Annotated in this window: 13 protein-coding genes and 1 pseudogene; 1 reads left to right on the forward strand and 13 read right to left on the reverse strand. The window is 59.6% G+C overall.

Annotated features, from left to right (window positions below):
• Positions 1–22: 22 nt before the first annotated feature.
• The 9 genes from soxX to B7X65_RS16380 all read right to left on the reverse strand — a co-directional run bounded on the left by soxX (position 23) and on the right by B7X65_RS16380 (position 7,787).
• Entirely contained in the window at positions 23–679 is a 657-nt protein-coding gene (gene soxX, locus B7X65_RS16340; protein WP_293595360.1) for a sulfur oxidation c-type cytochrome SoxX, read from the reverse strand.
• Between the two features lie 19 nt (positions 680–698).
• Positions 699–1,502: a sulfur oxidation c-type cytochrome SoxA gene (gene soxA / locus B7X65_RS16345; protein WP_293595361.1), complete on the reverse strand. Its 804-nt coding sequence runs from the start codon at positions 1,500–1,502 to the stop codon at positions 699–701.
• 84 nt (positions 1,503–1,586) lie between these two features.
• On the reverse strand, positions 1,587–1,898 hold the full coding sequence (gene soxZ, locus B7X65_RS16350; RefSeq protein WP_293595362.1) for a thiosulfate oxidation carrier complex protein SoxZ: 312 nt from the start codon (positions 1,896–1,898) through the stop codon (positions 1,587–1,589).
• 46 nt (positions 1,899–1,944) lie between these two features.
• Positions 1,945–2,403: a thiosulfate oxidation carrier protein SoxY gene (soxY, locus tag B7X65_RS16355; RefSeq protein ID WP_293595363.1), complete on the reverse strand. Its 459-nt coding sequence runs from the start codon at positions 2,401–2,403 to the stop codon at positions 1,945–1,947.
• Positions 2,404–2,472: 69 nt separating this feature from the next.
• Positions 2,473–3,597 (reverse strand): c-type cytochrome, encoded by a 1,125-nt coding sequence (locus B7X65_RS16360; RefSeq protein ID WP_293595364.1) that lies wholly within the window; start codon positions 3,595–3,597, stop codon positions 2,473–2,475.
• Positions 3,581–4,948 carry a sulfite dehydrogenase gene (gene soxC, locus B7X65_RS16365; RefSeq protein ID WP_293595365.1) on the reverse strand — a complete coding sequence of 456 codons (1,368 nt, stop codon included), beginning with the start codon at positions 4,946–4,948 and terminating at the stop codon, positions 3,581–3,583. Before soxC ends, B7X65_RS16360 begins: the two co-directional genes overlap by 17 nt.
• 363 nt (positions 4,949–5,311) lie before the next feature.
• Positions 5,312–5,635 carry a hypothetical protein gene (locus B7X65_RS16370; protein WP_293595366.1) on the reverse strand — a complete coding sequence of 108 codons (324 nt, stop codon included), beginning with the start codon at positions 5,633–5,635 and terminating at the stop codon, positions 5,312–5,314.
• Between the two features lie 154 nt (positions 5,636–5,789).
• Complete coding sequence (locus tag B7X65_RS16375; protein ID WP_293595367.1) at positions 5,790–7,064, reverse strand: outer membrane protein transport protein; 1,275 nt, start codon at positions 7,062–7,064, stop codon at positions 5,790–5,792.
• Positions 7,065–7,100: 36 nt separating this feature from the next.
• Positions 7,101–7,787, reverse strand: coding sequence for a DUF302 domain-containing protein (locus B7X65_RS16380; protein ID WP_293595375.1), 687 nt, complete (start codon positions 7,785–7,787; stop codon positions 7,101–7,103).
• Between the two features lie 118 nt (positions 7,788–7,905).
• Between B7X65_RS16380 and B7X65_RS16385 the strand changes: the two genes are divergently transcribed.
• A complete protein-coding gene (locus tag B7X65_RS16385; protein WP_293595368.1) occupies positions 7,906–8,223 on the forward strand; it encodes a metal-sensitive transcriptional regulator in 318 nt (105 codons plus the stop codon).
• Between the two features lie 167 nt (positions 8,224–8,390).
• Here B7X65_RS16385 and B7X65_RS16390 read toward each other — a convergent pair whose 3' ends face one another.
• The 4 genes and pseudogenes from B7X65_RS16390 to B7X65_RS16405 form a co-directional block, all read right to left on the reverse strand.
• The gene (locus B7X65_RS16390) at positions 8,391–8,699 is read right to left on the reverse strand and encodes a c-type cytochrome (protein WP_293595369.1); all 309 of its coding nucleotides are present in this window, start codon (positions 8,697–8,699) and stop codon (positions 8,391–8,393) included.
• Positions 8,700–8,821: 122 nt separating this feature from the next.
• Entirely contained in the window at positions 8,822–9,859 is a 1,038-nt protein-coding gene (gene fba / locus B7X65_RS16395; protein ID WP_293595370.1) for a class II fructose-bisphosphate aldolase, read from the reverse strand.
• A gap of 81 nt (positions 9,860–9,940) precedes the next feature.
• A complete protein-coding gene (locus B7X65_RS16400) occupies positions 9,941–11,134 on the reverse strand; it encodes a phosphoglycerate kinase (protein ID WP_293595371.1) in 1,194 nt (397 codons plus the stop codon).
• Positions 11,131–11,626 (reverse strand): annotated as a pseudogene (locus B7X65_RS16405) (type I glyceraldehyde-3-phosphate dehydrogenase); the annotation flags it as partial. The gene B7X65_RS16400 and the pseudogene B7X65_RS16405, both read right to left, overlap by 4 nt.

Raw genomic sequence — 11,626 nt, forward strand, 5'->3', positions numbered from 1 at the left:
ACAGACCCGGGTCGGATTCAAATTACTGGTTGACCGGCGATTTAGGATCCAGCAACAGGGCCATGACATTCCTGATCTGCTGTTCGGTCAGGAAGCCATTGTGGCCAGCCCTCGGCATTTGCGAGCAGGCGTTGTAGGCCCGCGCGTTCCAGATCTTGCCCCAGGTGTATTCAACGACAGCCTTGGACGCCGGGCTGGCCGGGTCTGCCACGCCGCGCAGCTTGCCATAGTTGTACAGACTCGGGCCTATGGTGCCAAAGGAAATTTCCTGCTTGCTGATCTGATGACAGTTGTAGCAGTTGCCGCCGTTGACGCCAACCTTCTTGTCGCTCCATGTCGCTCCTGCGCCGCTTTGGGCAATCTTCTCGCCCGCTGTCCAGTCGCCCAGAAATTTGCCATCCGAAGGCCATTTGATGGCTTTCAGATTGGCGGCCTCAAGACGCTTTGCGGTCGCTTCGTCCAGCGGCTTGCCGGTCATATCGGCGGTGCTGCACAGACGGTTGGTCTCGTCGGTGTTCAAGACCTTGTCGGCCTTGATGATGGTCCTGTCACTGAACGATGCCTTGGCGATTTGTTCGGTCAACTGGTCGAGTTCGACCACGCTCGGAGCGCTTGCGCAACCGGCAATCAAGGCTGCCGCGAAGGCAGCGCCTAGTGTCCATTGAGTGCTTTTTTTCATGACTGGATCTCCTGTGTTTTCAACGCTTGAGGGCAGGTGCAATCGAGGCCGCGCCCTTGGCGTTGACACCCATGTACACACCCAGGGCAATCGTGGCATCACTGCCGAAGCCCGGGTAGGGGAAGCGTTGCAGGCGATAGCAGTCATTCAGACGCAGCTGCATGCTCCACATCTGTCCGTTGGAGACACGGTAGGCCGGCCAGGCGGCAAAGCCGACGCCATCACCGGGGTTTTTGGTCAGGACGGGAAGATCCTGAAGACGAATCCGCTTGCCTTCCTCCGAATGGCACGAGGCGCACGAGAAATCGTGAGTTCCGCCACGCTTGAAAAACAGGCGTTTACCGACTTCGTAAAACGTCTTTTCGCTTTGATGGGATTGGGGCAGGTTGAAGCGCATGCCCTTGGACTCGGCGGCAACCCAGGTCGCCAAGGCGGTCATGTTGACTTGCTCGCCCTTGCCAAAAGGCGTCTTGGCTATTTCGGCAGCATTGAGGCCCTGCAGGGTCTCCATGCAGGTAAGCAGGCGGGATTCCAGGTCCTGCACACGCTTGGTGTCGGTAAAGTAGCGTGGCAACTGGACAAAGACGCCCTTGACCACGCCAGGGCCTTTACCCAGATCACACTGTTCCAGCGAAGCGTTCTTCGGACCGCGCTTCGTTTTCCACAGGTCTTCGCCTTTGGCTTCAAACAACTCCGCGGGGTTACCCTCGGCCAGCATGGCACGGTATTCGGCAATGCCGTCAGACGCCGTTTTCTGCGCCAACACGTTGCCCGCTATGACAGCAGCCACCGCGGCCGTGATCAGTAGTTTTGCTTGTGTCATTGTCACCTCTTGAATTTGTTATGAAGCCAAACGCAAATGGAGAAGAGCGAGCCCTTCTCCATTCCCAACACAGGATCTGGAAGCTCAGGAAACCGTTGCTTCGTCAGTCCGGCTTTCGCCCTTGTTGTCTTTCCAGCTCACGCCGACTTTATCACCAGCCTTGGCACCCTTGATGCTGAACTGGAGGAACGGATTTTTCGAAACCGCCGGACCCCATTCCGCCGTCATGACGGTCTTGCCGTTATGCGTGGCGGTGACTTCGGCGATATGCCAGGCCGGCACAAGCTTGCCGGCCGAGTCCTTGCGCTGACCGGACTCCATTTCGTGGCTCATCAAAACACGGACGGTTGCATTGCTGCCTGCTACCTGGGCGCGAATACGCATCGGATCTGCCATTTTCTACTCCTGAATCTGTATTGAATTGTTCAAAAAAAAGGGGCGCTCAGCCGCCGCAGCCGCCAAGCGTGACCTTGACTTCTTTTTTCGCAAAAAACGCTTTGCCATCCGCCATCACCGCCACGGCATACACGTCCGAGGACTGGCCCATCTTGGCGCGCGTGGCGAAGTTTGGCTCGACGCTGTCGGTCATGTTGAACAGTGCCACCAAAGCGGATGGGTTCTTCTCGACCAGAATCAGAATCTGCTTCACGCCGGGCAGCGAGGTGCTGGCGGTCAAGGGAACCACAGCGCCGTTTTCAGCAATGTCGGGGCCGCCAATGGTGACGTCTTTGCTCTCGACCGGTGCGCCAGCGCCCAGCGCCTTCAGCACGTCCGCTGGCGTTTTGGCTTCGAACGCGGTCTTGTTGTAGGCTGCCATTGCATACTGGGGGAACAAGCCCGTGGATGCCAGCAGGCCCGCAACGATGGCGCCATGTTTGAGTGTCTCGCGACGAGTTTGCATGTTAAGTCTCCTTGATCAAGTTAATACTAATATAAGAATACAAGCCGTGCACTGGTATTTTCCCGGCCTTCATTTTCCCGCACCCGAAGCCAGCCAAGCACCAATGGTCTTGGCTTCCGCATCGCTCAAGGTCTGTGCCGGCATGGGCATGGCCCCCCAAACCCCGACACCGCCCGCCTTCACCTTCCCCGCGAGATACTCGGTCTTCCCGGCATGCTTCTTGGCAATGTCCAGGAAACTGGGGCCGATGATCTTTTTGTCAATGGAATGACAAGCCGTACAACTGTATTTTTGCGTCAATGCCATCGCCGCCTTGCCGTCAACACCCGCCGGGTCGGTCCTTGCGGCTGGTTTGGCGGGTGCCGCCTCGGCCGCTTTCTGCGCGACTGGCGCAGCCTCAGCCGCCGCTGCCCCCGGCACCTGCGCCTTGCCCTCCGGCTTGGTCGTGTCAACGCCACGCTGAGGGCCAACCGGCCGGTTCTGCTCCGCAAGATTTCCATGTGCGTTCCGCGCAAAGTCCGGCAGGAAAGACGCCACCTTGGGCTCTGGCGTGCAGTCCTTCATGCAGGCTGCATTTTTGGCGTCGGGCTTGGCCGTGCCGCCAAATTCACTGCCTGGCCACATGGCGTGCTTGGTCGTCATGCCGTTTCGGTTGGGCATGCGATTTTGCACTTCGTCCATGTTTTTGTCGGACAGCGTGAAGTCGTCCGGAACAATGCCCCCCAGATTCAGCAGGAAGGCCGTGACGGCATACACCTCTTCGGTGCTGAGCGACTTGGGGGCCGTCCACGGCATGGCCCGGTTGATGTAGTCCCACAAGGTCGAAAGTGTGGGCACCTTCATCAAGGTGGTACGCCCCGGGTAGGTCGTGTTCGTGAGATTGGCAACACGACCCTTTTTGATGTCTTCTGCCGTGGTGCCGCCCACGATCGGGCTGAATACTTCGCCTGATTCGCCAAAAATTCCGTGGCAGGACGCACACTTGCCTTCCCACACAACCTGGCCTTTGGCCACCGAGCCCGAGCCCGCCGGCAGCCCCTTGAAGTCCGGCCGCACATCGATATCCCATGCGGCGACTTCCTTGGGCGTCGCCACGCGTCCCACCCCCGGGTAGGCACCGGCAGTCTGCGCGCCCGCGAAGCTGACCGCGGCCAGCATGGCGGCAGCCAATACTGCTTTACGAAACCTGGACATTTTTCACCTCGCCATTTTCCTGAACCAACCAAGACTGGATCGCATTGTTGTGATAGATCGAACGCGTGCCACGCACCGCGCGAAGCTGCTTGTAATTCGGCTGGACGTAACCGGTATCATCCATGGCCCGACTCTGGATGATGGCGGGCTTGCCGTCCCATACCCAGTCGAGGCTGAACCGTGTCAGCGCCTTGGTCAGCACTGGTGACTCCAGCCGCGCTGCGCGCCAGTTTCGGCCGCCATCGACCGACACATCCACCCGCTTGACCTTGCCCCGACCGGACCATGCCAGGCCGCTGATGCTGTAGAAGCCCTTGTCCAGCAAGACCTGTCCACCCGACGGCGTCGTCACAACGCTCTTGCACTCCTGGATACTGGTGTACTGGCGATGCGTGCCATCGGGCTGCAAATCGACATAGTGAATCGCCTCATCCTTGGCGGCATAAGGTTTGTCGCCCACTTCCACGCGGCGCAGGTACTTGACCCAGCTCACGCCCTGCACACCGGGCACGATCAGGCGCAGCGGGTAACCCTGCTCGGGGCGCAACATTTCACCGTTCTGGCCATAGGCCACAAACACTTCGCCGGACTTGATCAGGCTCATGGGAATGGTGCGCGTCATCGAGGAGCCATCGGCACCTTCGGCGAGTACAAACTTGCCATTCTTGAGGTCGGCCCCTGCCAGCTCCAGCAGGGTGATGAGCGGCACACCGGTGAACTCACTGCATGAAATCATGCCGTGGGTGTACTGCACCGTCGGCACAGCCACATTACCCCATTCGACCGCCGTGTTGGCGCCGCACTCGATAAAGTGGAAGCGCGACACCGAAGGCAGACGCATGATTTCGTCCAGCGTAAACACCTTGGGCGACTTGACCATGCCGTTGATCATGAAACGGTGCTTGGACGGATCAACATCCCACCAGCCCTGATGGTGCCGCTCGAAATGCAGGCCACTTGGCGTGACGATGCCGAACAGCGACTGCAATGGCGAAAACGACACCGAGGCCTGCGGGGTCTGGGTCAGGCCCGGACTCTGGCGGCGCTGCACATTCACCTCATATTTGGACGGCTTGCCGTAGCCACCATCTGAGGCCACGGGCTGACCCAGACCCTTGCTGTGCTCAGGCAGGTTCAAGATGTTGGGGTCGCCGCCTTCGGTCGGCACCGGATTTCCCTGCGCCAGGGCAACAGGCACCGCCAGGCCCGCTGCCGCCGCTGCGAATGCGCCACGGATGAAGTCGCGGCGCCCATGGCGGGCCTCTGCAACAACCGTTTTGATGCCGTCCCGGCTTAGAAAGCTCTCGGGCGCCTTCAGGATTCTTCCCGAACTCACGTCTTCTTGGTTCACACAGTTTCCTTTGATAAATTGCCGGGGCCCGGTTCTGCATCTCGATCTGCAGGGTCGGCCCGCGTACACCTTGCCATCCTGATCCAACGCCATCACGCTCCAGGAGCGCGTAGCGCTTCGTCTACCCGCACTGCGAACGCATCCGCCATGCCGCAAAAACCGCGCCTCGCGAGGCCCTGCTTCCCCATCACCGGGTAATACACTCCCCACCCTGGGCCAACGCACCGATGGCAGAAAGCCAACCGCACTTTCTGCAACACCGATCCCTACTCACCATAAATTCCGAATATCGATATACACGAATATAAACGACTGCCAGAAAAAAAGGGTCAGGGTTTTTACCAGCCCCCTGATTCCAGTCACCTATTTAAAGCGATAGTGGTCCCGATTCAGGACGGCAGAGATTGCCGTTACCTCCTCCGGAAATAGCCCCAGGTTGAGCTCGGTATTACACGACTCCACCATGCCGCGCAAAACGCCCGGCGTGTTGACACGTCCGGCAGGTCGGTAAATCGCGCTGCCGTCGCCCCCAACCTTCTGCTGGTGACAAGCCGCACATTTGTGCTCCGCAATCAGCTGCTCACCCAACTTGAGGTCGGCGCCCTGGTACAGCGCCGGCATTTGCGCGCCGGCGGAAGTCAGGACCAGCAGCAGGAGAAGAGGTAGGGAAAAAGTGGATGTGACCATGGAGTGTTAGCGTACCGGAATAAGTCCATTCAATGCAATACCTTGCGAACCGCCAGACACCTGACGCAAGCCAAAGGCCGAGATTTTTTCCCATGGAGTGGCCGTCAATCAAAAGGGGGTTGAAGGCTTGCACCTTCAACCCTTCAGCCTGCGGTTACAGCTTCCAGCCGTAGGCAATGCCGATGGCGTTCTGCTTCATTTTGAGGTTGACCGGGTAGCCGGCGACAGATTGGCCGTTGCCATTGGCAACGCCGCTGACACCCTTGCTGAACGCATGCATGAAGCTCATGCTCAACTCCGCCTTGTTGTCCAGCGTCCAGGTCGCTCCGAGCGTGACATGCTGCTCGACGGTCGCCGGCGCCAGAATGTTGAAGTAGGTGTTCTGGCTGTTAATCGGCATCTTGCCGTGGTTGTAGCCCGCACGCAGCGTCAGGTTCTTGCTGTATTCATGCGAGACACCGAGCTTGAGAACCGTCATGTCGCTCCAGCCAAAGCCGGAACCATTGGCAGGGCCCATGGGGGTTCCGGAGACAGCAGGAAAGAGCGTGCCGGGGTTCGCGACGGACTTGATGCTGCCGTAATTGATCTGGTTCAGATCAAGCGCCACGGTGGTTTTGGGCGTGGCCTTGACCGCCACCCCGAAACCATAGCTTTCAGGAATATCGAAACCGCCTTCTTCGGCCAGCAGGCCTTTGTACCGGTCGAACTTCGACATCCTGGTGCGGCTCTGGTAGATCGCGCCCAAGGTGACCGTCGGCGATACCTGACCCGTCCAGCCGAGCTTCACACCCCACCCGGTTGAGCTGTCCTTGCCGCGGTTGGTCACCGAGCCGACATAGCGGCTGTTATTGGCATTGTCGAAGGCCTCGAGGCCTTTGGCTTCGAAGGTCTGGTAGACCAGGTTCAGGGAAGCGCCGAACGAGTGGCTGCCTATCTTTTTCGAGATCGTCGGAGCGATGAACAATTGCTCAAGGTTGGTGTAGGTATGGGAGCCGGACGAGGTAATGAGATTGGTGCCATAGTTGGTATTCATGCCGCCATTGCCATACACCACCACACCGGCCGCCATGTCGCTGCCTATCATGCGGTTGTAGCCAAAATCCGGAACCAGGAAATTGCGCTGCCCACTGCGGTAGTCGCCAGCAGCGACCCCTTGGTACGCGGAGGTATAGGTCACGGTCCGGTCCGGCATGAACAGGTCCGCGCCGAAGTCGACGCGGCCACCCACATCAACCATGCCAGCCGGGTTGGTGGCTGCGGCCAGGGCATCCTGCGGCAAAGCGATGCCGACGCCGCCCATGCCTTTGGCTTTGATGCCAAAGCCATGTGAAAAATAGCCATTGGTTGCCATGGCCGCCGTCAGGGGGCCCGCAATGATGGCGAACGCGGCCAGATTACGAACCGCTTTTGCTGTTTTTGACTTGCTCATTAAATGTCTCCTGTAGTTTTTTTTTGCTCGGATCTGTCAGAACTCACCCTTGGCGGCCCGATCCATCATCATGTAGATGGTTTCACGCACTTTCCAGGCCTCCTCCTTCAAGGGAGACGGCAACTTGCGACCCATCTTCACCATCATGTCCATATTGAGGGTGTAAATCCAAAGGCCATCGTCGCGCTCGACCACAGTCAGACGGCAAGGCAGATAGGCCCCCATGTGCGGACTGAAGTCCACCATCATGCGTGCGGTGTCAGGTGAGCAATAGGAGTAGACCTTGAGGAATTTCTGCTTCTTTCCGGTGCGCGATTCGAGCTCCTTGGACAAGGGCAGCTCGCCCACGCTTTTCATGTTCCGCTCAGTGGCCACCTGGGTGAAGACCTGTTCGATATCGTTGATGGTCACGCCGGCTTTGACCTTGCGTTCCCAGGTGGTCGCCACTGCAATGTCGCCATTTGCTTCAATCCAGCGGTCCCACATCTTGCTGGCTTCGGCACCGGCACCGGTTTCGAGCTTTCCCATCGTGCTGATGGTGCCGCATCCGGTCAACAACAGGACTGCCATCAAGGGCAGCCATTTCAAAATTTTAGTCAGAGGGTTCACTGGCAGTTCCTTGTTCAGTAGGTTTTTCGTCGGCGGGGAGAGGAACACCGGCAGCGGGGATTTCCACATTGCCAATGTGAAGCGATAGTGCGCGAACAATCCTTTCCCGAGCACTGGGATCAACCCTATACCCTACCGGGTATGGCATTTAAACCACAACCGGCTGCTTTCATCCCGCCAGCGACGATCTGGCAAAATCGAACCGGATCGACCATCGCAACAATGGATTCACATGGCAACCAAAGGCACCCCGCGCAGACCCGAGGCTCCAGCCCCGGTTTCTTCTTACCGTGACGACCACCAGAAGGATGTGGTCAACCGCTTGCGCCGTGTTGAAGGGCAGATGCGGGGGTTGGTCGAGATGATCCAGAGCGGACGATCATGTGAGGAAGTGGCGCTGCAGATGTCTGCTGCGCGAAAGGCCATGGACAGGACTTTTTACCGCATGATGGCGTGCTCCCTGATGGAGGCCATCCACGAATCCGAAACCGATGCAGAGGCCATTGTCGAGGTGGAACGTGCGGCCCACCTTCTTGACAAATTTGGCTGACACCTGGTGGACAACAGCACCTCCCGCGAGGCCTGCGTTCATCTCGCCCAGCCCGGATCGCCGTATTGATCCCGGGCTGAGCCCCGCACAGGACGGTGTTGTCGTCGCGTCCCGGCGTTACAAGGCGGACCGCGCCGGGGCCGGCCCTCTCACCTGCCTTTTTCTGCTTACTTGGCGCCGGCGAGTATCCACGCGGCCAGCGTCGCCGCGTCCGCATCACTCAGGCCGGCCTGTGCCGGCATGGGAATCGGACCCCATTTGCCGGAGCCACCCTTCTTGATGCTGGCGACCAGATTGGCCTCGGCATCCTTGTTGCCTGCGTATTTTTTGGCCACGTCCTGGTAGGCGGGGCCCACCAGCTTTTTATCGGTTGCATGGCACGCCATGCAGGCCTTCTGGCTGGCGAGTTCCTTGTTGGCAAACGCGGGGGCTGAAGCCAGCGCAGTGACAGCGATGAGGATGGGGGCGAAATTCACGGAAAGTCTCCTGGATCATGGGTTGAAAAGGACGATATATATCAGTCCTGGCTAATTTAACTGAATTCTGATGTTTTCGGAGGCCGGGATGGCCGCCATCTGGCTAGGGAATTCCCCAACCCTCAAACGTATCGGGCGCTCATGGCCTCCAGGCTGACAGGCTTGATGCGGCTGCCCATGCCGGCGCAGCCAAAGGCCTCGAAACGCGCCTTGACAATGCCACGTGCTGCATTCTTGGCCGCCACCAGCGCCTTGCGCGGATCAAACTCGCTGGGTTGCTGCGCGAATACCCGGCGCATGGCGCCGGTCATGGCCAGGCGAATGTCGGTGTCGATGTTGATCTTGCGCACGCCACTCTGGATGCCCCGCTGGATTTCTTCCACCGGCACGCCATAGGTCTCTTTGATATCGCCGCCAAACTGGCGAATGATTTCCAGCCATTCCTGCGGCACGCTGGAAGAGCCATGCATCACCAGATGTGTGTTGGGGATTTGCGCGTGAATCGCCACGATGCGGTCCATGGCCAGAATATCGCCGGTGGGCTTGCGGGTGAACTTGTAGGCACCATGGCTGGTGCCAATGGCAATCGCCAGCGCGTCAACACCGGTTTTCCCGACAAAGTCTTTGGCCTGCACCGGGTCGGTCAGCATCATCTCGTGCGTGAGTTTGCCTTCGGCGCCGATGCCGTCCTCCTCACCGGCCTCACCGGTTTCCAGAGATCCCAGACAGCCGAGTTCACCTTCGACCGACACGCCAACCGGGTGCGCCATCTCGCACACACGGCGCGTGATGTCGACGTTGTATTCATAACTGGCGGGGGTCTTGCCATCGCTCAGGAGCGAGCCGTCCATCATCACGCTGGTAAAGCCGGAACGGATGGATTGCTGGCAGACGGCTGCCGAAGTGCCGTGGTCCTGGTGCACCACCACGGGAATGTCGGGGTGTGTCTCTACCGCCGCCAGCATCATGTGGCGCAAGTAGGCTTCACCGGCATATTTGCGGGCTCCGGCGGAGGCCTGCAGAATGACCGGGCTGTCCGTCTCCTGCGCAGCTTCCATGATGGCGATGATCTGTTCGAGGTTGTTGACATTGAAAGCCGGCACGCCGTAGCCGTTTTCGGCAGCATGGTCCAGCACTTGGCGAAGGGAAACAAAAGCCATGGAAATCTCCTGAAAATTTAAACAAAATCAGCCTCTAGCCCCCGCTGTGCAAGCGCGGGCAGCTATTAAATAGATAGCGATTTACCCAACCACGCGTTGCTGCAATATCTCAAAAGCCGGCAAGGTTTTGCCTTCCAGCACCTCGAGAAAAGCACCGCCGCCGGTGGAGATATAGCCCACATCCTTCTCGATGCCGTACCTGGCGATGGCGGCGAGCGTGTCACCCCCGCCGGCAATGCTGAAGGCGCTGGATGCGGCGATAGCCTGAGCAATCACCCGGGTGCCGTTCTCGAACGCGGCAAACTCGAACACACCGACCGGGCCATTCCACACAATGGTGCCGGCGGCCATCAGCTGATCGGCCAGTTTTTTCGCGGTCTGTGGGCCAATGTCCAGAATCAGGTCATCGTCCGCCACGTCGGTGGCCGGTTTGACGGTGGCAGCGGCGTTGGCGCTGAAGGTTTTGGCCGTCACCACATCGGTCGGGATCGGCACTTCGGCGCCGCGCGCCTTCATGGCTTCGATCACGGCTTTGGCCTCGGCCAGCAGTCCAGGTTCGGCCAGGCTTTTCCCGATGTTCAGGCCCGCGGCGAGCATGAAGGTGTTGGCGATACCGCCGCCCACGATCAGTTGGTCCACGTTTTTGGCCAGGGCCTGCAGAATGGTCAGCTTGCTCGAGACCTTGCTTCCGGCCACGATGGCCACCAGCGGGCGCTTCGGATTGGCGAGCGCCTGACTGATCGCGTCAATTTCGGCGGCCAGCAGCGGGCCGGCGCAGGCGATGGGGGCGTACTGCGCAATGCCGTAGGTGCTGCCCTCGGCGCGGTGCGCGGTGCCGAAGGCGTCGTGCACGAAGATGTCGCAAAGAGCGGCGAGTTTGCGGGCCAGCGCTTCATCGTTCTTTTTCTCGCCGATGTTGAGGCGGCAGTTTTCCAGCATCACAAGTTGACCGGGTTTGACGTCCACACCATCCACCCAGTTGGACACCAGCGCTACGTCGCGGCCGAGCAACTCGCCCAGACGTTTGGCCACCGGCGCGAGCGAATCTGCGGGCTTGAAGATGCCCTCGGTGGGACGGCCCAGGTGGCTGGTGACCATCACCGCGGCGCCGGCATCGAGCGCCATGCGGATACAGGGCAGGCTGGCGCGGATACGGGTGTCTTCGGTGATGCGGCCCGTCTCGTCTTGCGGAACGTTCAGATCAGCGCGGATGAAGACACGCTTTTTCTCGGCAAAGCCGCTTTTCACCACATCGACAAAGCGCAGGACGTTCACGGCGCCCGTCCTGCGGCCTTGCCCACCACGCGCACCATCTCCAGGCACTTGTTCGAGTAGCCCCACTCGTTGTCGTACCAGGCAACGACCTTGATGAAGGTGCCGTCCAGTGCGATGCTGGCATCGGCGTCAAACACGCTGGTGCAGGTCTCGCCGCGGAAGTCGGTGGCCACCACCTTGTCTTCGGTGTAACCGAGGATGCCCTTCAGGGCGCCTTCGCTTTGCGCCTTCATCTCGGCGCAGATTTCCTTGAGCGTGGCTTCCTTGTTCAATTCGCAGGTCAGGTCCACCACCGAGACGTCGGAGGTCGGCACGCGGAAAGACATGCCGGTGAGCTTTTTGTTGAGCTCGGGGATCACCACACCGACGGCCTTGGCCGCGCCGGTGCTCGAGGGAATGATGTTTTCCAGGATGCCGCGGCCGCCGCGCCAGTCTTTGTTGCTCGGACCGTCCACGGTTTTCTGGGTGGCCGTGGCGGCGTGCACGGTAGTC

This window comes from Polaromonas sp. 39-63-25, from assembly GCF_002278925.1.
GTDB lineage: Bacteria > Pseudomonadota > Gammaproteobacteria > Burkholderiales > Burkholderiaceae_C > Polaromonas.